16 protein-coding genes and 7 tRNA genes are annotated in these 20386 nt (G+C 38.8%); 6 read left to right on the top strand and 17 right to left on the bottom strand.

Annotation, left to right across the window (positions count from 1 at the left end; genetic code table 11):
• Positions 1–46: 46 nt before the first annotated feature.
• The 13 genes from fghA to nagB all read right to left on the bottom strand — a co-directional run bounded on the left by fghA (position 47) and on the right by nagB (position 7046).
• Positions 47–877, bottom strand: coding sequence for an S-formylglutathione hydrolase (gene fghA, locus CUB63_RS03290; RefSeq protein WP_109847451.1), 831 nt, complete (start codon positions 875–877; stop codon positions 47–49).
• Between the two features lie 53 nt (positions 878–930).
• Complete coding sequence (locus tag CUB63_RS03295; protein WP_072062936.1) at positions 931–2043, bottom strand: S-(hydroxymethyl)glutathione dehydrogenase/class III alcohol dehydrogenase; 1113 nt, start codon at positions 2041–2043, stop codon at positions 931–933.
• Between the two features lie 18 nt (positions 2044–2061).
• The gene (locus CUB63_RS03300) at positions 2062–2337 is read right to left on the bottom strand and encodes a metal/formaldehyde-sensitive transcriptional repressor (RefSeq protein WP_006537705.1); all 276 of its coding nucleotides are present in this window, start codon (positions 2335–2337) and stop codon (positions 2062–2064) included.
• 262 nt (positions 2338–2599) lie between these two features.
• A tRNA-Leu gene (locus tag CUB63_RS03305) sits at positions 2600–2684 on the bottom strand.
• A 50-nt stretch (positions 2685–2734) separates the two neighbouring features.
• Positions 2735–2809: transfer RNA gene (locus tag CUB63_RS03310), tRNA-Gln, on the bottom strand.
• A gap of 4 nt (positions 2810–2813) precedes the next feature.
• Positions 2814–2890, bottom strand: a tRNA-Met gene (locus CUB63_RS03315).
• Positions 2891–2911: 21 nt separating this feature from the next.
• Positions 2912–2986 (bottom strand) — tRNA-Gln (locus CUB63_RS03320).
• A gap of 41 nt (positions 2987–3027) precedes the next feature.
• Positions 3028–3102 (bottom strand) — tRNA-Gln (locus CUB63_RS03325).
• A gap of 27 nt (positions 3103–3129) precedes the next feature.
• Positions 3130–3214, bottom strand: a tRNA-Leu gene (locus CUB63_RS03330).
• A gap of 7 nt (positions 3215–3221) precedes the next feature.
• Positions 3222–3298, bottom strand: a tRNA-Met gene (locus CUB63_RS03335).
• A 410-nt stretch (positions 3299–3708) separates the two neighbouring features.
• A complete protein-coding gene (nagC, locus tag CUB63_RS03340) occupies positions 3709–4941 on the bottom strand; it encodes a DNA-binding transcriptional regulator NagC (protein ID WP_082147312.1) in 1233 nt (410 codons plus the stop codon).
• Positions 4942–4950: 9 nt separating this feature from the next.
• Positions 4951–6114: an N-acetylglucosamine-6-phosphate deacetylase gene (gene nagA, locus CUB63_RS03345; RefSeq protein ID WP_006537702.1), complete on the bottom strand. Its 1164-nt coding sequence runs from the start codon at positions 6112–6114 to the stop codon at positions 4951–4953.
• A 125-nt stretch (positions 6115–6239) separates the two neighbouring features.
• On the bottom strand, positions 6240–7046 hold the full coding sequence (gene nagB, locus CUB63_RS03350; RefSeq protein WP_069370072.1) for a glucosamine-6-phosphate deaminase: 807 nt from the start codon (positions 7044–7046) through the stop codon (positions 6240–6242).
• Positions 7047–7525: 479 nt separating this feature from the next.
• Here nagB and nagE point away from each other — a divergent pair, with 479 nt between their 5' ends.
• The 4 genes from nagE to CUB63_RS03370 all read left to right on the top strand — a co-directional run bounded on the left by nagE (position 7526) and on the right by CUB63_RS03370 (position 14785).
• Positions 7526–9568, top strand: coding sequence for an N-acetylglucosamine-specific PTS transporter subunit IIBC (nagE, locus tag CUB63_RS03355; RefSeq protein ID WP_109847452.1), 2043 nt, complete (start codon positions 7526–7528; stop codon positions 9566–9568).
• Between the two features lie 197 nt (positions 9569–9765).
• Positions 9766–11433, top strand: a complete 1668-nt coding sequence (gene glnS, locus CUB63_RS03360; protein WP_072062933.1) for a glutamine--tRNA ligase — start codon at positions 9766–9768, stop codon at positions 11431–11433.
• A 647-nt stretch (positions 11434–12080) separates the two neighbouring features.
• Complete coding sequence (chiP, locus tag CUB63_RS03365) at positions 12081–13475, top strand: chitoporin ChiP (RefSeq protein ID WP_109400672.1); 1395 nt, start codon at positions 12081–12083, stop codon at positions 13473–13475.
• Between the two features lie 470 nt (positions 13476–13945).
• A complete protein-coding gene (locus CUB63_RS03370; RefSeq protein ID WP_072062931.1) occupies positions 13946–14785 on the top strand; it encodes a DUF817 domain-containing protein in 840 nt (279 codons plus the stop codon).
• A 79-nt stretch (positions 14786–14864) separates the two neighbouring features.
• On the opposite strand, the gene fur is transcribed toward CUB63_RS03370, so the two are convergent.
• From fur to ybfF, 4 genes are all read right to left on the bottom strand, one after another.
• Positions 14865–15311 carry a ferric iron uptake transcriptional regulator gene (gene fur, locus CUB63_RS03375; protein ID WP_006537692.1) on the bottom strand — a complete coding sequence of 149 codons (447 nt, stop codon included), beginning with the start codon at positions 15309–15311 and terminating at the stop codon, positions 14865–14867.
• Positions 15312–15500: 189 nt separating this feature from the next.
• Positions 15501–16028, bottom strand: coding sequence for a flavodoxin FldA (fldA, locus tag CUB63_RS03380; protein WP_004244384.1), 528 nt, complete (start codon positions 16026–16028; stop codon positions 15501–15503).
• 273 nt (positions 16029–16301) lie between these two features.
• Complete coding sequence (gene ybfE, locus CUB63_RS03385) at positions 16302–16610, bottom strand: LexA regulated protein (RefSeq protein WP_036912278.1); 309 nt, start codon at positions 16608–16610, stop codon at positions 16302–16304.
• Positions 16611–16821: 211 nt separating this feature from the next.
• Positions 16822–17610, bottom strand: a complete 789-nt coding sequence (gene ybfF / locus CUB63_RS03390; protein WP_109847453.1) for an esterase — start codon at positions 17608–17610, stop codon at positions 16822–16824.
• Positions 17611–18065: 455 nt separating this feature from the next.
• Between ybfF and seqA the strand changes: the two genes are divergently transcribed.
• Together seqA and pgm are read left to right on the top strand one after the other, a co-directional pair.
• Complete coding sequence (seqA, locus tag CUB63_RS03395) at positions 18066–18617, top strand: replication initiation negative regulator SeqA (RefSeq protein WP_109847454.1); 552 nt, start codon at positions 18066–18068, stop codon at positions 18615–18617.
• A gap of 74 nt (positions 18618–18691) precedes the next feature.
• Positions 18692–20332 (top strand): phosphoglucomutase (alpha-D-glucose-1,6-bisphosphate-dependent), encoded by a 1641-nt coding sequence (pgm, locus tag CUB63_RS03400; protein WP_109847455.1) that lies wholly within the window; start codon positions 18692–18694, stop codon positions 20330–20332.
• Positions 20333–20386: the final 54 nt, after the last annotated feature.

Here is a 20386-nt window from a genome sequence, read left to right on the forward strand (position 1 = left end):
GCGATGATCGGAGTTGGATATCAGCAATAAGATCATCGCATTGTTGTTACGCTTTTAAATGTTTGGCATGAAAAGCAATATGCTCACCAATAAAACTCGCCACAAAATAGTAACTGTGATCGTACCCTTGATGTAAATTCAATTGATAAGTGAACTGTTTTTCATTACAGGCTTTAGCAAATAGCTCGGGTTTTAATTGTTCCTGATAGAAGGGATCATCAAGACCGACATCAACACGCATAGGTAACACACTTTCTGCTTGGTTAATCAATGCCACTGCATCATATTGTTGCCACTGCGTCATATCATCGCCTAAATAAGCGCTAAACGCTTTTTTACCCCAAGGAACAACTGACGGTGCCACGATCGGAGAAAACGCTGACACACTGCAGTAGCGTGCTGAATTTCGCAGTGCAATTGTTAAGGCACCATGTCCTCCCATTGAATGCCCACTAATGGCACGTTGATGAGTCACAGGAAAATGCGTTTCTATCAGTGTAGGAAGTTCATCAACAATATAGTCATACATCTTGTAATGCTCATTCCAAGGCGATTGGGTGGCATTAAGATAAAAACTTGCGCCTTGCCCTAAATCATAAGCACTATCATCAGCGACATTTTCACCGCGAGGACTGGTATCGGGTATAACTAAAATAATGTCATGTTGCGCTGCAAATTGTTGAGCACCAGCTTTAGTAATAAAATTTTGCTCGTTGCAGGTTAAGCCTGATAACCAATATAAAACAGGGTATTTTTGCTCTTCTTCCATAGGAGGAAGGTAGATAGCAAATTTCATCTCACAATTTAACGTCGTTGATGTATGTTGATAGACTTCTTGCCAACCACCAAAACAGGCATGACGTTCAATCCTTTCCATTTTGACTCCTTTAAAAGCAAAGACAAACCTATGAAACATAAGTTTGATGATGGTTAATCGAAATGAATAACGGTTCGGATTGATTTACCTTCGTGCATTAAATCAAAAGCTTCATTAATTTTTTCTAACGGGAGTTTATGGGTTACAAAAGGCTTAAGTTCGATATTGCCTTTCATTGCATCCTCAACCATTGCGGGTAATTGACTACGGCCTTTAACACCACCAAAAGCTGTACCTTTCCACGAACGACCCGTCACTAATTGGAATGGACGAGTTGAGATCTCTTGTCCTGCACCTGCGACACCAATAATAATGGATTGACCCCAGCCGCGATGTGCACTTTCTAATGCTGCTCTCATGACATTAACATTACCAATACATTCAAAAGTATGGTCAACACCCCACTGTGTCATTTCGACAAGAACTTGCTGGATAGGTTTATCGTAATCATTAGGATTTAGGCAATCTGTTGCACCAAATTGGCGAGCCAATGCAAATTTTTCAGGATTTGTATCAATAGCAAAAATACGACTTGCTTTGGCTTGTCTTGCGCCTTGAAGAACGGCAAGACCAATGCCACCTAAACCAAACACAGCAACAGAGTCACCTTCTTGCACTTTTGCAGTATTGTGAACCGCGCCAATACCTGTTGTTACACCACAACCTAATAAGCAAACTTCTTCGTGATTAGCTTCTGGATTGATTTTTGCCAGAGAAACTTCAGCCACCACAGTGTATTCGCTAAAAGTAGAGCATCCCATGTAGTGATAAATAGGCTGTCCATTATAGGAAAAGCGTGTTGTCCCATCGGGCATTAAGCCTTTACCTTGCGTTGCTCTGACGGCAACACATAAGTTTGTTTTGCCTGATTTACAAAATAGACATTCGCCACATTCAGCTGTGTACAGAGGAATAACGTGATCACCTGGTTTAACACTCGTGACACCTTCACCAACCTCTACAACCACGCCGGCACCCTCATGGCCAAGAATAGCAGGGAATACACCTTCAGGATCATCACCCGACAGCGTAAATGCATCGGTATGGCAAACACCTGTGTGACTAATTTTAATGAGCACTTCACCGGCTTTTGGTGGCATCACATCAACTTCAACAATTTTTAAAGGTTCTCCGGGGCCAAATGCGACTGCTGCACGAGATTTCATAGTGTATCCTTTTTGTTATTAACGCAGGTAAGTGCGGATTAATGAAATGGCATCATCAACGGAATTTTTTTGATCTTCAGGAGAAGCGACGGCATCCATAAGACCTTCTCGTAAATGACTTTCGAGTACACCTGCCATCAGGCCATTAATAGCACCTCGAATGGCGGCAATTTGTTGTAATACCTGACTGCATTCGTTTTCATTTTCAAGTGCAGTTTCTAATGCAAGAAGTTGCCCTTTAATTTTTCTTACGCGAGTTAACGCGGCTTTTTTTTCTGCTGGTGAGTGTGGCATACATAATCCTTAAATATACTATGGGGGAGTATAGTATGTTGGGTGAGATATGTACAGAAAGAGCAATAAAGTGTGGAGTGATGAGAAAAAATAAAAATGATGATGTGGAGTTTGTTGTACTTTGAGAGTAGAGGAATAAGAAAAAAAGAGGGAGAAATGATGTTTAGAGAACAGATAGGAAAAAATTAAGCGATAAAAACAAAAAAGACCCGCTATTACGAGTCTTATTTGTTGATTTCGTGATAAACACGTTAGTAATCAATGGTGCGGGAGGCGAGACTTGAACTCGCACACCTTGCGGCGCCAGAACCTAAATCTGGTGCGTCTACCAATTTCGCCACTCCCGCAACAACTTGGAGAAAAAAAGACTCGCTCTGCGAGTCTCTCTTTCAAAATATGGCTGGGATACCAGGATTCGAACCTGGGAATGCCAGGATCAAAACCTGGTGCCTTACCGCTTGGCGATATCCCAAAAATGGTGGCTATGACGGGATTCGAACCTGTGACCCCAACATTATGAGTGTTGTGCTCTAACCAGCTGAGCTACATAGCCAGATTGAATCTAACGGAAAGATGGCTGGGGTACCAGGATTCGAACCTGGGAATGCCAGGATCAAAACCTGGTGCCTTACCGCTTGGCGATACCCCATCCGCTAATTCAATTGTCAACACGCTAATTTATCAGAAATATGGCTGGGATACCAGGATTCGAACCTGGGAATGCCAGGATCAAAACCTGGTGCCTTACCGCTTGGCGATATCCCAACTGATAAATTCTTGACGAGGTTAAAATGGTGCGGGAGGCGAGACTTGAACTCGCACACCTTGCGGCGCCAGAACCTAAATCTGGTGCGTCTACCAATTTCGCCACTCCCGCAAAAAGATGGTGGCTATGACGGGATTCGAACCTGTGACCCCAACATTATGAGTGTTGTGCTCTAACCAGCTGAGCTACATAGCCATCTTTTTTTGCATAACCTTCGTCGGCGTTGCGGGGCGCATTATGCGTATTACAGACAAATCCGTCAACTGCTTTTTGCATTAATTTTCGAGAAACGTGTCCGTTTGCTCGATGGTTAATCATTTTGTCGAAAAAAGATCCAAAAAACAACCTTGTTGATGAAAAATATCTCAAAGTATAAGGTGCAATAGTGTGTGAATAAAAAGAAAAAACAAAGCAGTAAGAGAAATGATATTAAACTAAAGAGGAAAAAGATGAAGAACAATGGGCATAAAAAAAGAAATGTGACGAGAAACTCACGTAACATTTCTTTTTCTTTGAATATTACTGATTGAATTTTATGCTTATTTCACAATGAAGATCAGAAAAGTATAAATTCAACTCAAAAAGCATAATTTATCGACAATAAACTACTTTTCTAATAACTGTTGAAGTAATTCTCCGTTAAGCATTGCGCGTTTAGCCAAGGCAAAAGCCCCTATGGCAGAACGATGATCAAGCTCAGATATAACAATAGGAAGATCTTCTCTGAATTCTTTTAATACTTGCGTATTAATACAACTTTGAATTGAGGGAAGTAAAACTTCAGCCGCTTCAGTTAATTCACCTGCCAAAACTACTTTTTGTGGGTTAAACAGGTTAATAGCGATCGCAATAGCTTTACCTAAATGTAAACCCACTTGTTTGATGGTTTCGACTGCTAGAGGGTCATTTTTAATAGCCGCTCGACAAATGTCTTGGATTTGGCACTGTGTTAGCGATAAATACTGGCTTGGATACCCTTGCTCTAACTGATAGCGCACTTTTGCTTCGATAGCAGTATTGGACGCTATCGTTTCTAAACAACCAAAATTACCACAATGGCAACGTTCACCTAGAGGATCGATTTGAATATGACCAATCTCCCCTAAGTTACCACGCTGATTGAGTAGAATTTTATTATTAATAATAACACCAGCACCTGCACCACGATGGATCCGGACTAATAACGAGTCTTCACAATCTCGTGTCGCACCAAAATAATTCTCGGCTAGTGCAAGGCTTCGAATATCATGTCCAGCATAACAAGGCAAATTAAAGTGTTTCTCTAAGCTATTGACTAGAGCCCAATTATCTACTTTCATATGAGGCATATAACGAACAATGCCTTTATTTGGATCAACAAGGCCGGGTAAGATCACGGAAATTGAAATAAGCTCACGAATGCGGCGTTGGTTTTGCTTAATAAAATCATCAATTGCATTGATGAGCAGGGCTTCAACTTCATTTTGAGTACTCTGCTCTAAAGGATAGTGCTGCTCAATGATGACTTTACCGCTTAGATCATAAAGAGCGACGGTGGCATCATTACGACCCAATCGTACACTGACTGTATTAAAATTACGGTGTTCAACAATGATGGAAATCGCACGGCGTCCACCTGTTGATGCTTGTTGGTCAACTTCTTTAATCAGCCCGCGTTCAAGCAACTGACGAGTAATTTTAGTCACACTGGCTGGTGCTAGTTGGCTTTGTTCGGCTATTTGGATACGGGAAATCGGCCCGTGTTGATCAATCAGTCGATACACAATCGCACTGTTAAGTTGTTTAACAAGATCGATATTGCCAATTTGCGTTTCAGTGTTGTTATGACTCATCAGCATATACATCCATTAGTTATCAGTTATTTCAATACCATTGACAAATGTTGTGCAAAGGTTGAAGTCCTTGTCAAAAGAAGCGAGATTAGCAATTTTTCCTGCTTCAATTGTCCCGAGTTCTTTTTCTATCCCAATCGCACGAGCAGGATAAAGTGTAGCCATCCGCAAGGTTTCATCTAATGGAATACCTACATGGATCACGCTATTTTTAATCGCACCAATCATGGTCAGTGATGATCCACTTAATGTGCCATCTGCATCGACACAAAGACCATTACGATAATATATGGTTTTACCGGCAAAATCGAAGCTATCCATCTCATTTTTATTAGGATCAAGCCCCGCTGGCGCAGTTGCGTCTGTGACTAAAAGTAATTTTTCACCCTTTAAACGCTTACTGTTACGAATATTTGCCCATGAAACATGTAAACCATCGGCGATGATACCAGCATAAACCTCTGGTGTATCATAAATGGCGCCTACAAGCCCCGGGCCTCTGCCTGTAATATAAGGCATAGCATTGTAAAGGTGAGTCGATAATGAGATACCATTACGGAATCCTTTACGTGCTTCTTCATAAGTTGAATTGGAATGCCCCGCAGAAACAATGATACCTGCTTTGATTAATTGACGAACATACTTTTCATCAACCATTTCTGGCGCAAGGGTGATTTTGGCGATGACATCAGCATTATCGCACAAATAGTTAATCATCTGAGCACTTGGTTGACGAATGTATTGTGGATTATGTGTCCCTTTTTTAATCACATTGATATAAGGACCTTCTAAATGTAATCCCAATACTTTATTTTCATGTTTCTTCATATAAGCACGAGTTGCTTCGATGCCTATTTTCATCAATTCATCAGAACAGGTAATTAGCGTTGGCAAATAGCTAGTGCAACCTAAACGTTCATTCGCCTTTTGCATAATTTCTAATGTTTCAACAGTGACATTTTCTGGTGTGTCATTAAATTGTACACCACCACAACCATTAACCTGTAAATCAATAAAGCCGGGAGAGACAATTGCACCTTTCATATCACGAACAGTGATATCTTTTGGCAGCTGATCCTGTGGGCAAACCTGCTCAATACGGGAGCCGTTAATAATAATGGCGTGGTTTTCTAAACGGTCGTAACCTGTATAAATAACAGCATTTGTTAAGGCAAACATACCTTTGTCTCCTGATAAGGGAAGTCAATCTAAAAAAGCCGATATCAGCCAGCAAATTCTGGCTGATAAGTAAGAAAGTTTAGCCTTTTCCGCTACTTAATCAGTAGGTACTTATTTTACTAAACTTAGTCTTGGTATTTCTGACACTCTTGCGCTTCAATCTGTTGGAAATAACGCAATGTTTTTACTCGTAATTCCATTGTTGCAGGATCATCACACACTAAAATAGCTTTAGGGTGAAGTTGAACACAAGAAATCGTCCATAAATGGTTAACAGCGCCTTCCGTTGCTGCATGTACTGCTTGCGCTTTATTAAAACCTGTCGCCAAAATCATTAGTTCTTCAGCATCTAATAATGTGCCTACACCAACGGTCAGTGCATATTTAGGAACATGATTAACATTATTGTCGAAGAAACGTGAATTTGCTAAGCGTGTATCTTCAGTTAGCGTTTTCATACGAGTGCGTGAAGAGAGTGATGACGCAGGTTCATTAAATGCAATGTGACCGTCGTTACCTACACCGCCCATAAATAAATTGATTTTGCCATAAGACTTAATTTTAGCCTCATAACGCTCGCATTCTGCTTGCGGATCTTCTGCATTGCCGTTTAATAAATTGATATTTTCATCTTTAATATCAATATGATTAAAGAAGTTTTCATACATAAAAGTACGATAACTTTGTGAATGATCTGATGGAATACCAACATATTCATCCATATTGAACGTCACAACGTGTTGGAAGCTAACTTTTCCTGCACGATGTAATTCAATTAACTCTTTATATGTCGCCAATGGCGTGCCACCAGTCGGTAAACCAAGTACGAAAGGGTGTTCTGCCGTTGGATTAAATGCGTTGATCTTTTCAACGATGTAATTTGCAGACCACTTACCAACTTGCTTTGCCGTGGATAGGGGGATTAACCTCATAGTAACCTCATAGAAAAAAGACAAATCTGATAACTCAGTAACGTGTTATTTTATCGTGTGATTATCAGTGGCTCATCTATACCCGTCATCCTTCAAGTTGCAGGGGGGGTGGCTACGCTCAGCTACCCGAATCACATACATGAGTATACTCATCGGGATATCTTTGCTTGCAGCCTACCTGCAACTCGAATGATTTAGAGTGTATAACACGAATTTCTTTTCATTTTTAGCTGATGATCGAAATGTCCCGCCAAAAGATATTTTTAATCATAAAATAAGCTTTCTGACTTAGCCAGCATTTCAGCTAAAAATTATACGGTATTGGTGACTTCAATCACAAATTATGACTAATTAATTTGCGATACAAAATAATTTTTTTAGACTAAAAATGGAATTAAATAATTAGCTCATCAATTTTATTATAAAATATGAATGAGTATGAATAAGATCCCGCATAGGGGCTATCCAAGGGGGAGTTTGTGAATATTTTAAGTTATCTGCAGAAGATAGGGCGGGCGCTGATGGTGCCTGTTGCTACATTACCTGCAGCAGCAATTCTGATGGGGATTGGCTACTGGATTGATCCAGTAGGCTGGGGTAGCGATAACGCGCTTGCTGCCTTACTTATCAAATCTGGTGCTGCTATCATCGACAATATGTCAGTTTTGTTTGCCATTGGTGTTGCTTATGGTATGTCGAAAGACAAAGACGGCGCTGCCGCTTTAACAGGATTTGTTGGGTTCTTAGTCGTGACAACACTCTGTTCTCCAGCAGCGGTGTCAATGATCAAAGGTCTGCCTTTAGAAGAGGTTCCCGTTGCTTTTGGTAAAATAAATAACCAGTTTGTTGGGATCTTGGTTGGTGTACTTTCTGCCGAGCTTTATAACCGCTTTAGTAGCGTTGAACTGCCTCGTGCACTGTCGTTCTTTAGTGGTCGCCGTTTAGTTCCTATCCTAACCTCATTTTTAATGATCATCGTCGCTTTTATTCTGATGTATATCTGGCCTGTGATTTATGGTGGATTAGTCAGCTTCGGTGAAAGTATTAAAGATATGGGGGCATTGGGTGCGGGTATCTATGCATTCTTTAACCGTTTATTAATTCCAGTTGGCTTACACCATGCGTTGAACTCTGTATTCTGGTTTGATGTCGCTGGTATTAACGATATTCCTAATTTTCTAGCAGGTCAGCAAGCTATTGATTCTGGCTTAGCAACTGTGGGTGTAACAGGTCGTTATCAAGCAGGTTTCTTCCCAGTAATGATGTTTGGCTTACCGGGTGCAGCACTAGCGATTTATCACTGTGCACGTAAAGAGAACAAAGCAAAAGTTGCAGGTATCATGCTTGCTGGTGCATTTGCTGCTTTCTTCACCGGTATTACTGAACCGCTTGAATTCTCCTTTATGTTCGTGGCACCAGTGCTTTATGTTATTCACGCATTCTTAATGGCGATTTCTGTTTATATCGCGGCAAGCATGGAGTGGATTTCAGGATTCGGCTTTAGTGCAGGTTTAGTGGACATGTTCTTATCTTCACGCAACCCACTAGCTGTTCATTGGTACATGCTGATTGTTCAAGGTATTGTTTTCTTCTTTATTTATTACGGTATTTTCCGTTTCACTATTACTAAATTCAACCTGAAAACGCCGGGTCGTGAAGATGAAGTGATTGGTGATGAAACAGCTGATGGTTATGATGAAGATATCAAAACAGCGCCAGCAAATAGTAAAGAAGGTATCCAGCAAGAAGCGCGTCAATATATCGCGGCTATCGGTGGTTCTGATAATTTAACCGGTATTGATGCTTGTATTACCCGTTTACGCTTAAATGTAAAAGATGCCACAGTTGTTAATGATGCCTATGCAAAACGTTTAGGTGCATCAGGTGTTATTCGTTTAAACAAACAAAGTGTTCAAGTGATTGTGGGTACGCGTGCTGAATTAGTCGCTAACGCGATGCGTGATGTATTAACACAAGGCCCTGTTGCCGCTTATGAAGCGCCTGCTACCTCGACAGTATCTACGGAAAAAACAGCTGTAAAACAAGCCAACACAAATTCAAAAGTATTACTTGAAATGATTGCGCCTTTTGATGGCGAAATCGTGGCATTGAAAGATGTGCCTGATGAAGCGTTCTCTAGTGGTATTGTTGGTGATGGTGTAGCAATTAAACCAACTTCTAATATCGTAATGGCGCCTGCGCCAGGTACTGTTGTTAAGATTTTTGATACAAACCACGCATTTTGTATTGAGACTGACAATGGGGTTGAAATCATCGTGCATATGGGAATTGATACTGTTGCGTTAGGTGGCAAAGGCTTCAAGCGTTTAGTTGAAGAAGGTGCAGAGGTTAAAGTTGGTCAACCTATCTTAGAATTAGATCTTGAATATCTGAATGCTAATGCTAAATCGATGATAAGCCCTGTGATTGTTAGCAATATCGATGATTTTGATAAAATTGCTGAACAAGTTACAGGTGAAGTGGTTGGAAATAAAACCGTTATCTACAAAGTATTAAAATAAATTCTATACAGATATTTAATCCTCTATAAAGAGATGGTTAAATAAGACGATAAAACGGGGAGTCTTTCGAACTTCCCGTTTTTTTATCTCTATTTTGATAAATATCTCAGGGGTGTATTTAGCTAAGGTATTTATGAAACCTGCTTATTGGATTATAGTGGGTTAATTATGCGTTTTGCTTTGAGGAAAAAATGACCATGAATGAGGCAGATGCCCGCCCAACGAACTTTATTCGTCAAATTATTGACGAAGATCTGGCTACTGGGAAACATGATAGCGTTCATACGCGTTTCCCACCTGAACCTAATGGCTATCTTCATATCGGCCATGCGAAATCAATTTGCCTGAATTTTGGTATTGCTAAAGATTATCAGGGAAAATGTAATCTACGTTTTGATGATACCAATCCAGTAAAAGAAGATATTGAGTATATCAACTCAATTCAAAAAGATGTTCAGTGGTTAGGTTTCCAATGGGAAGGTAGCATTCATTACTCCTCAGATTATTTTGATCAGCTTTATCAATATGCGATTGAGTTGATTAATAAAGGCTTAGCTTATGTCGATGAGTTGAGCGCTGAAGAAATTCGTGAATACCGCGGTACATTAAAAGAGCCTGGTAAAAACAGCCCTTATCGCTCACGTAGCGTAGAAGAGAACTTAGCACTATTTGAAAAAATGCGTGCTGGTGGCTTTGAAGAAGGTAAAGCGTGTTTACGTGCGAAAATTGATATGGCATCACCGTTTATTGTTATGCGTGATCCGGTGCTTTATCGTATTAAATTTGCTGAACACCACCAAACTGGAAATAAATGGTGCATTTATCCAATGTATGATTTTACCCACTGTATTTCTGATGCACTGGAAAATATCACACATTCTTTATGTACTTTAGAATTCCAAGATAACCGTCGTTTATATGATTGGGTGCTGGATAATATCACTATCCCTTGTCATCCTCGTCAATATGAATTCTCACGTCTTAACCTTGAATACACAGTGATGTCAAAACGTAAGCTGAATCAGCTTGTGACAGAAAACATTGTGAATGGTTGGGATGACCCTCGTATGCCAACGATCTCAGGCTTACGTCGTCGTGGTTATACAGCAGAATCTATTCGTGAGTTCTGCCAACGTATTGGTGTGACGAAACAAGAAAACAATGTTGAAATGGCTGCATTAGAATCTTGTATTCGTGATGATTTAAACGAAAATGCACCACGTGCAATGGCGGTTATCGATCCGGTTCGTTTAGTGATTGAAAATATGCCAGAAGGCGAAGAGATTTTAACTGCGCCGAATCACCCAAATAAGCCGGAAATGGGGACGCGTGAAGTGCCATTTAGCCGTGAAATTTATATTGATCGCGCAGACTTCAAAGAAGAAGCAAACCGTCAATATAAACGTCTGGTGCTAGGTAAAGAAGTACGTTTACGTAATGCTTATGTTATTAAAGCTGAGCGTGTTGAAAAAGACGAGCAAGGTGAAATCACAACCATTTACTGTACTTATGATGCTGAGACTTTAAATAAAGATCCTGCTGATGGACGTAAAGTAAAAGGCGTTATTCACTGGGTGAGCATTCCACACGCTATTCCTGCTGAAATCCGTCTTTATGACCGTCTATTTAGTGTGCCAAATCCAGCGGCAGAAGATGATTTCTTATCAACAATTAACCCTGAATCTTTAGTTATTCGTGAAGGTTTTGTTGAACGTAGCTTAAAAGATGCAGCTATCGAAAAAGCGTATCAATTTGAGCGTGAAGGCTACTTCTGTGTTGATAAGCTTTCAACGGCGGATAAACTTGTGTTTAACCGTACCGTGGGCTTACGCGACACTTGGGCGAAGATTTCTCAACAAGGTTAATTTAAACCTTATTTTGAGTTGTATTAAGTATCGTTAGTACCAAAATTAATAGGATGCTCGGTAATTAAGTTATCGAGCATTTTTTCATCTGTTTTCTTTTTAAGATTGTACGATTTTTCATCTGTTTATATTTAATATTTATTCTTCTGGGATCAATTAATCTCAATTTTTTCATTTCAAACGATAACTTTTTATTTGTTTCATTTGAAATAATTAACTTGTTATCACTTTATTCTTCCGTTTTTTCATACCATTTCATTAAATAAGACTGTAGTAAGAAAAGTGTGATTGAATGCACATATTTTACATCGTTAAAAAAGCTTATTTATAAGCACTACTTATTATTCCTTTTAATAAAAACGAAATCTAATATCGTTTAAAGATTGGTGTAAAAATTAAATAAAATCAATTTGTTATATTTATTTTTAATGAGGGATTATAAAAGCAAGAAAATGAAACGATCATTTAGTTATGTGCCCTTGGTTATATTTTGATAAAAATTCTCTTTTTTTGGTTGATAATTCGCGTCGCGAAAAATATGCTGTTTCTAACCTAATTTAGGTTTTTTCCCCACTTGGGGTTTTATATTTGGAAATAGGCATTGTGCTTATTTCTTTTTTAGTCAAAGTCAAAGAGGAAACAATGCTATGGTTATGCAACATGCTAAACCAGGCAGGGTGGCACTTGTCGTTATGGGCGCATTGCTTGTAACTGCACTACCTGCAAAAATGTCTCATGCTGAAGGATTTATTGATGACTCAACCCTAACAGGCGGCCTTTTTTATTGGCAACGTGACCGTGATAGAAAAGAGTTAACACCAAATAGTCCTGATTACGGCAAATACAAAGCTAACCTACACCATTCTACTTTCAACGCTAATCTAGACTTCTCATCAGGTTACCTTGGTGATTTTATTGGTATTGATTTAGCTGCCTTTGGTGCAGCTGAATTGAATAATAGTGGCCCCGCAGCACCTAACGAAATCGGTTTTAGTGACGCAAAAAGTCGCTGGGATGAAAAATGGACTGGCGATCGCAGTGGCTTAAGCGTTTATAAAGCAGCTGCAAAATTCAAATTAGGCAATTTCTGGGCTCAAGGGGGATATATTCAACCTAAAGGTCAAACGTTATTGCGTCCACATTGGAGCTTCTTACCGGGAACTTACCGCGGTGCTGAAGCGGGTGCTGTTTTCGACTTCGATAAAAGCGGTGAATTATCTTTCTCCTATATGTGGACAGATGAATATAAAGCACCATGGTATCGGAATATGTATAACTTCCGTAAAGCTGATCTAGAAACCAATATCAGCTATCTTCACTCTTTTGGCGCCAAATATGATTTTAAAAACAGCCTAGTGTTAGAAGCTGCATTTGGTCAGGCCGATGGTTATATCGATCAGTATTTTGGTAAAGTTTCTTATGATTTCCCAATTGCTGATAATGCATTAAGAACATCTTACCAATTCTACGGTGCTAAAGATAAAGTGACCGGTGGTGGTGTTAATGACGTTTATGATGGGCTGGCATGGTTACAAGCACTGACTTTTGGTTATACCTACAATGTATTTGACTTCAAAGTAGAAGGAACATGGGTTAAAGCCGAAGGTAATCAAGGTTATTTCTTACAACGTATGACGCCGGGTTGGGCGACATCAAATGGTCGTCTTGATATTTGGTGGGATGGTCGTTCTGACTTTAACGCCAATGGTGAAAAAGCACTTTATGCGGGTGTAATGTACGATCTGAAAAATTGGGATCTATCTGGCTGGGCGGTAGGCACTTCTTATGTTTATGCATGGGATGCTAAGCCAAGTGGTAAAGCCATTTATGATCAAGGTCAGCGCATCAGAGAAAGTGCATGGAATGCGGATATTATGTATACGGTTCAAGAAGGTCGCGCTAAAGGGACACTCTTTAAGCTTCATTATACCCGTTATGATAACCATTCCGATATCCCAAGTTATGAAGGTGGTTTTGGTAATATCTTCCAAGATGAAAAAGACGTTAAGTTTAACGTAATTATGCCATTTACTATTTTCTAATATCAGAGTGAGGATAAAGTGCATTAATTGCACTTTATCCTGAATAAAATAAAAAGTTAAATACGATTACGATGAGTAAAAATAAGTAATAGAAAGAGTAGGGATAAATTAAAAAGAATAAATATTATTCTCAAAAATTAGCCTCGTTAATAAAGTGAAGTTGTCAGCAGTAGTAAGAAGTAAAGTCGTCATGTCATGCCGTCTGAGATAAATGTGAGTGGGTTATGTTTATCTCTTGTGCTTCAGTTATTTCGCAAAATTTGCGTAAGGTATTTACCCTAATAGGCAGTCAGAGTGGGTATCGTAGTGGGGGGTAAATACCTTTATTTTTAAATCCTTTCTTTTTCGTTCTTTTCATCCTTGTACGTTTTTTCATTCTATGGCAAATTTCTTCTCATTCATTTTATCTCTCCTTAATTTATTATTTTGCATTGAATGCTATTTAATAATGCACGTTTTCAGGAAGAAGCATGTTAAAGCGACTGGATGATTTTTTATTAGAACCACCATTGAAGCCCTTTAGAGGTATAAAACGATTTATTGTTGAATTTCTTTTTTTTGGTGTGAAAGAAGCGCGTTCTTGTTTATTTGCGGGGTTTTTCTTTTTTATTTTATTTGCAACACCAAGTAAAGGAATATTAGGAATACCTCGTTATGACGTTTTACTTATTCTCGCTATTGCTTTCCAATTATGGATGGTATGGGGCAAACTCGAAACATGGGATGAATTAAAAGCGATCTGTTTTTTCCACATTGTTGGTTTTGTGATGGAATTATTTAAAACATCAGCGGCAATTGGATCGTGGAAATACCCTGATTTTGCTTACACTAAATTATGGGAAGTTCCTTTGTTTACAGGATTTATGTACTCCGCAGTAGGAAGTTATTTAATTCAAGCATGGCGTTTTTTAAAAGTACGAATTGAACATTATCCACCTTATTGGATGGCAACTTTGGTTGCGCTCGCTATCTATATTAATTTCTTTTCTCATCACTTTATCGGCGATTATCGCTGGTATTTAACTGCCTTTATTTTAGGTCTTTATGCTCGTAGTGTGGTTTACTTTACGCCTTATGATACAGAGCGAAAAATGCCACTATTATTGGCTTTTGTTTTAATAGGTTTCTTTATTTGGCTTGCTGAGAATTTCGGTACATTTTTTGGTGTATGGCAATATCCTAATCAAATGGGTGCTTGGTCTGCAGTACATGCAGGAAAATGGGGCTCTTGGTCATTGTTAGTCATTGTTACATTTACTATCGTGGTTCATTTAAAGCATATTAAACACAGCATCAGTGTAGCTAAGTAGAGTTATCCTCGGATTTTAGGCAATAAAAAAGGAACTGTTGGCAGTTCCTTTTTTTTACTGAGAGATTATCCAGAATGAATTATTTCTCATCATGTGCGTGGCTATCTTCTTTACAATTACCTTCAGCGCAGTGGCCATATAGATAAAGGCTATGATTGGAAAGTTTGATACCATGACGTTCAGCGATGTTTCTTTGGCGCACTTCAATCGCATCATCTGTAAACTCGATAACTTTACCACAATCAAGACAAATTAAATGATCGTGATGGTGTTGTTGAGTTAATTCAAATACTGATTTACCACCTTCAAAATTATGACGGGTAACAATACCAGCATCGTCAAATTGGTTTAAGACGCGATACACGGTTGCCAGACCAATCTCTTCACCGATATCGATGAGTTTTTTATAGAGATCTTCAGCACTGACATGATGGCACTCAGGATCCTGGAGCACTTCCAAGATCTTTAAGCGAGGAAGTGTAACTTTTAACCCAGCATTTTTTAACGCTTTATTATTGTCGGTCATGCGGATTTAATCCTGTTGCTAATGGTGAATTTAATTTTTGTGCTCACAAATAGGTTTTATTCATTAATACTCGGGTGAATAAATAACCTTATTGATTATAGGCATGATATTTAAAAATAAACACCCCACCTATCACACTATCTTAGCACACCATTGAATAATTATCATTCTCAATATTGAGAATTTATTTTATCCCAGAATTTCGTCTAAGCTCATTTCTTCTTTGATTTGAGCAACCCAAGCGTCAACACGCTCTTCGGTTAATTCTGGTTGACGATCTTCATCAATTGCAAGACCGATAAAATGATTATCATCAGCAAGTCCTTTAGAGGCTTCGAAATGATAGCCTTCAGTTGGCCAATGTCCGACGATAACTGCACCACGAGGCTCAATAATATCGCGAATGGTACCCATTGCATCACAGAAATATTCTGCGTAGTCCTCTTGGTCACCACAACCAAATAGTGCAACAAGCTTACCATTAAAATCAATATCTTCTAGTGTTGGGAAAAAATCATCCCAATCACATTGTGCTTCACCATAATACCAAGTAGGAATACCTAGTAACAGAATATCGAACGCTTCGATGTCTTCTTGACTAGATTTTGCAATATCATGAACTTCGGCATTATCAGCGCCCAGTCTTTCTTGAAGCATTTTGGCAATATTTTCTGTGTTGCCAGTATCACTGCCGAAGAATATTCCTATGATTGCCATAAAGTGAGATAACCTCTTTTATTCTAAATTCGTTATATTTCAAATTGTAGCGTTATTGACTACGTCTATTCTCACAAGTTACATACTTTTTGTATGTTCCTAGTGACTCATTCACTTGTCACCTAGCTACACTTCAAAATATTTAGAGTATATTTGTCTGTGTTTGAACAATTACTAGTGAAAGATAAGCATTGTGTTTTCATAATAGAAAACTAAAAATGTATTTTGACGAAAATAGCAGGCTAATTCTGTCGAATTTGTGTGGTTTATCTGCTAGCTATTTTTGTTTTGATGCATTTTTAAGGCGTGATTTTGCGCCAATTGCTCTAGTAATATTTCTTCAATAAGTTCACTACGACTGACGTTTCTTTCTGTCGCTAACTCATTGAGAGCATTCACAGCATCTTCATTTAATTTTAACTCAACTCGACGTAACCCATTGACTCTATCACGTCTTAATTGATTGCGTTTATTAATTCTAAGCTGTTCATCCCGAGAAAGCGGGTTTGTTTTAGGTCGCCCAGGTCTGCGTTCATCTGCGAACAAATCCAGAGTGGTGCGATCAGTTTGTTCTTTTGCCATAAATTTTGCTGTGAAAGGGCGTATACCAATGACTAAATTGCGAAACGCCCAATAATACCCCACATAGTGATGTCTCGCCACTGCTTCCTGAATTTAACCTATTGTGATTTGGTCTTTTTATCAACAGACACTATTTTTAAGCACAATAATTATACACTCTATGACATTCTCATTTTTCAGTGGCGTTATTTTAAGCTATAACGTTTATTAATTAAGCTTTTTCTAAAAAACGACGAATGGCCTTAATAACGGTATCGGGTTTTTCTGAATGCACCCAATGCCCTGTGTTTGCGACAACAAAGGCGGTTGCGAGAGGAAATTGGCGAGCTATATTTTCACGATACTCATCTAAAATATAAGGTGATAAACCGCCACGAATAAATAATACAGGATGATGCCAAGCAGGCACCTCTTGCCAGCCAATAATGTCTGAATAAGCATTTTTTATTGCAGGTAAATTAAATAGCCACTGACCATTTTTGAATGATTTGAGTAAAAACTGGATCACACCTTCCTCTTCAATAAAAGGGCGCATGATTTCCATAGCATCTTGACGACGTGTGGCTTGAGCTTCTGTTACGGCTTCAAGCGCAGCAAAAATTTTGTCATGACGGCGAACGTTGTAAGCAACAGGAGACATATCAATCACAACAATATTTGCGATACGTTCGGGGGCTAATGCTGTCATCGCCATCGCAATTTTGCCTCCCATTGAGTGCCCAATAATAATGGCTTTTGGGATAGCTAAATTATCAAGCAATGCAAGTACATCTTGCGCCATATCTTGATAATTCATACTTTCGCTATGAGGAGAGTGTCCATGGTTACGCACATCAATTTGTATCACGGTATTATCTTGACGAAGTGCGCGACTTAAAACGCCTAAATTATTGAGGTCACCAAAGAGGCCGTGGATCAAGACGATAGGTAAATTAGATGCAGGCGCAGGTGTAGTTTCAGGTTGGTGTAATTGATAATTTAATAATGTATTGAGTTTCATATTAATGACCAAAATGATTGCGATTTTTTCTATGATGACATGCACAAGATGCTAAGCCAACTTATCGCAATAATATAAAAGAGTAATGAAACTCAGAAATAATTAATAAGATAAATTTATAAAAATCCATAAAATAATATTTTATAGATATATGCTCTAAAGTTATTTAAGAAATTGAAATATTAACATTGCTAAAAAATAAATAGTCAGGATTTTATATTATTTGGTGGTTGGTGGTGTGATATGTTTGAATTTAAAACTGATTTTGTGTGAATAAGTTCAAAGAATAGAAGATGATACCAAGATAAACAATAGGATAAATACCGAGCTTAGCCTTTCAAACGGTAGGATCTTGAATAGATCTTCTTTAAGTTATTGAAATTTTACCTATTTTGTTTTTAAAGATTATATCTTATAATCCTAATTACTTTTTTTGAAAACAGTACTGGGTAGCAATGAAAAAGATAGAAATTGATGACGAACTTTACCGCTATATTGCTAGCGAAACTAGGCATATCGGTGAAAGCGCTTCAGATATTTTAAGGCGTCTACTGAAGCTTGATGCCAAACAGCCCGTACAACCAGTCGTCGTCACTGAGTCAGTACAAGCACCTGTTATGAAACAGGAAGCTGAACCTAAATCGATTACGCCAGCAAAAAATCCGATTCGTGAAATGCGAGAACTGTTGTTATCTGACAGCTATGCAGAAAAAACAAAATCAGTTGATCGTTTTTTACAGATCCTTTCTACGTTATATAGCCTAGATAGTGCTACTTTTACTCAATCTGCTGAAACAGTACATGGACGAACACGCATCTATTTTGCTGGTGATGAACAAACATTACTCGATAGTGGGCGTCATACAAAACCGCGCCATATTTCAGGTACGCCGTTTTGGGTTATTACTAACTCGAACACAGAGCGTAAAAGAACAATGGTACAAAGCATCATGCAGGATATGCAATTTCCTGCAAATGAGATTGATAAGGTGTGTGGAACTATCTAACCACTATTGTTAATTGATGCATTGCAAAGGCTTTTGTTTAAAGCGTGATTGTGATGTCTAATAGGAGAAGGTTCGTGGCAATTCATCCAAGAGCAGGGCAGCATACTCGTCAAAGTGATCTGATTAATGTGGCGCAATTAACGTCTCAATACTATTCACTTAAACCTCAAGTTAGCAATAATGCTCATCGTGTGAAATTTGGTACATCTGGTCATCGTGGAAGTGCAAATCGCCATAGCTTCAATGAAGCCCATATTTTGGCAATTGCACAAGCTATTGCTGAAGTACGTGCAAAAAATGGAGTAACAGGGCCATGTTATGTGGGTAAAGATACTCATGGACTGTCAGAGCCTGCGTTTATTTCTGTTTTAGAAGTACTCGCTGCCAATAAAGTGAAAGTGGTTATTCAAGAAAATAATGGCTATACACCCACACCGGCAGTTTCTTTTTCTATTTTGACTTACAACGATGCACATCAAGATATTGCTGATGGCATTGTTATCACGCCATCACATAACCCACCTGAAGATGGCGGTATTAAATATAACCCATCAAATGGTGGGCCTGCTGATACTGACTTAACTTCGGTTATTGAAAAACGTGCTAATGAACTGCTTGAAAATAATTTAGCAGGGATCAAGCGTCTTTCGTATGATGAAGCATTGGCGAGTGGTTATATTGAAGCTCAAGACTTAATTATGCCTTATGTCAAAGCGTTAGGTGACGTTGTTGATATGGAAGCCATTAAGAAAGCCGGCTTAAAATTAGGTGTTGATCCATTAGGTGGTTCCGGTATTGAGTATTGGAAACGCATTGGTGAATATTATGGTCTTGATCTTGAATTGGTTAACGATCAAGTCGATCAGACATTCCGTTTTATGACGCTCGATCATGATGGCGTTATTCGTATGGATTGTTCATCACCATGGGCAATGGAAGGTTTATTACAATTGCGTGATAAATTTGACTTAGCCTTTGCTAACGATCCAGATTACGATCGTCATGGTATTGTGACGCCATCTGGTTTAATGAATCCTAACCACTATTTAGCGGCTGCGGTTAACTATCTTTTCCGTCATCGTCCACAATGGGCTAAAGATGTAAAAGTGGGTAAAACACTGGTTTCAAGTGCAATGATTGACCGTGTTGTGGCAGATTTAGGTCGTGAGCTAGTTGAAGTGCCTGTTGGTTTTAAATGGTTTGTTCAAGGCTTATTTAATGGTGAGTTTGGCTTTGGTGGTGAAGAGAGTGCTGGTGCATCTTTCTTACGCTTTAATGGTAAACCATGGTCAACTGATAAAGACGGTATTATTTTATGCCTGCTGGCTGCCGAAATGAAAGCAGTAACAGGTAAAGATCCGCAAGAACATTACAATGAATTAGCACAACGTTTTGGTTCACCAAGCTATAACCGTATTCAAGCATCAGCAACCCATGAACAAAAAGCACTGTTGTCACGTTTATCCCCTGAAATGGTGACTGCTAGCACATTAGCTGGCGACCCAATTACAGCTCGTTTAACACATGCTTCAGGTAATGGCGCGTCAATTGGTGGCTTAAAAGTGATGACCGATTACGGTTGGTTTGCGGCTCGTCCTTCTGGTACTGAAGAAGCCTATAAGATTTACTGTGAAAGCTTCCGTGGCCCCGAGCACCGTGAATTAATTGAAAAAGAAGCCATTGAAATAGTAAATAATGTTTTTGCTAACAAATAAATTAGTGCAATAAACGAGTTATATAGAATACACTCTACCTAAAAGTAGAGTGTA

The sequence above is a fragment of the Proteus penneri genome, from assembly GCF_003144535.1.
Classification (GTDB): domain Bacteria; phylum Pseudomonadota; class Gammaproteobacteria; order Enterobacterales; family Enterobacteriaceae; genus Proteus; species Proteus penneri.

Excerpts from the sequence above, each read along its gene's own strand:
- fghA (WP_109847451.1), bottom strand. The coding sequence starts at position 877 with ATGGAAAGGATTGAACGTCATGCCTGTTTTGGTGGTTGGCAAGAAGTC.
- CUB63_RS03295 (WP_072062936.1), bottom strand. The coding sequence starts at position 2,043 with ATGAAATCTCGTGCAGCAGTCGCATTTGGCCCCGGAGAACCTTTAAAA.
- CUB63_RS03300 (WP_006537705.1), bottom strand. The coding sequence starts at position 2,337 with ATGCCACACTCACCAGCAGAAAAAAAAGCCGCGTTAACTCGCGTAAGA.
- nagC (WP_082147312.1), bottom strand. The coding sequence starts at position 4,941 with ATGCTGATGAGTCATAACAACACTGAAACGCAAATTGGCAATATCGAT.
- nagA (WP_006537702.1), bottom strand. The coding sequence starts at position 6,114 with ATGTTTGCCTTAACAAATGCTGTTATTTATACAGGTTACGACCGTTTA.
- nagB (WP_069370072.1), bottom strand. The coding sequence starts at position 7,046 with ATGAGGTTAATCCCCCTATCCACGGCAAAGCAAGTTGGTAAGTGGTCT.
- glnS (WP_072062933.1), top strand. The coding sequence starts at position 9,766 with ATGAATGAGGCAGATGCCCGCCCAACGAACTTTATTCGTCAAATTATT.
- chiP (WP_109400672.1), top strand. The coding sequence starts at position 12,081 with ATGGTTATGCAACATGCTAAACCAGGCAGGGTGGCACTTGTCGTTATG.
- CUB63_RS03370 (WP_072062931.1), top strand. The coding sequence starts at position 13,946 with ATGTTAAAGCGACTGGATGATTTTTTATTAGAACCACCATTGAAGCCC.
- fur (WP_006537692.1), bottom strand. The coding sequence starts at position 15,311 with ATGACCGACAATAATAAAGCGTTAAAAAATGCTGGGTTAAAAGTTACA.
- fldA (WP_004244384.1), bottom strand. The coding sequence starts at position 16,028 with ATGGCAATCATAGGAATATTCTTCGGCAGTGATACTGGCAACACAGAA.
- ybfE (WP_036912278.1), bottom strand. The coding sequence starts at position 16,610 with ATGGCAAAAGAACAAACTGATCGCACCACTCTGGATTTGTTCGCAGAT.
- ybfF (WP_109847453.1), bottom strand. The coding sequence starts at position 17,610 with ATGAAACTCAATACATTATTAAATTATCAATTACACCAACCTGAAACT.
- seqA (WP_109847454.1), top strand. The coding sequence starts at position 18,066 with ATGAAAAAGATAGAAATTGATGACGAACTTTACCGCTATATTGCTAGC.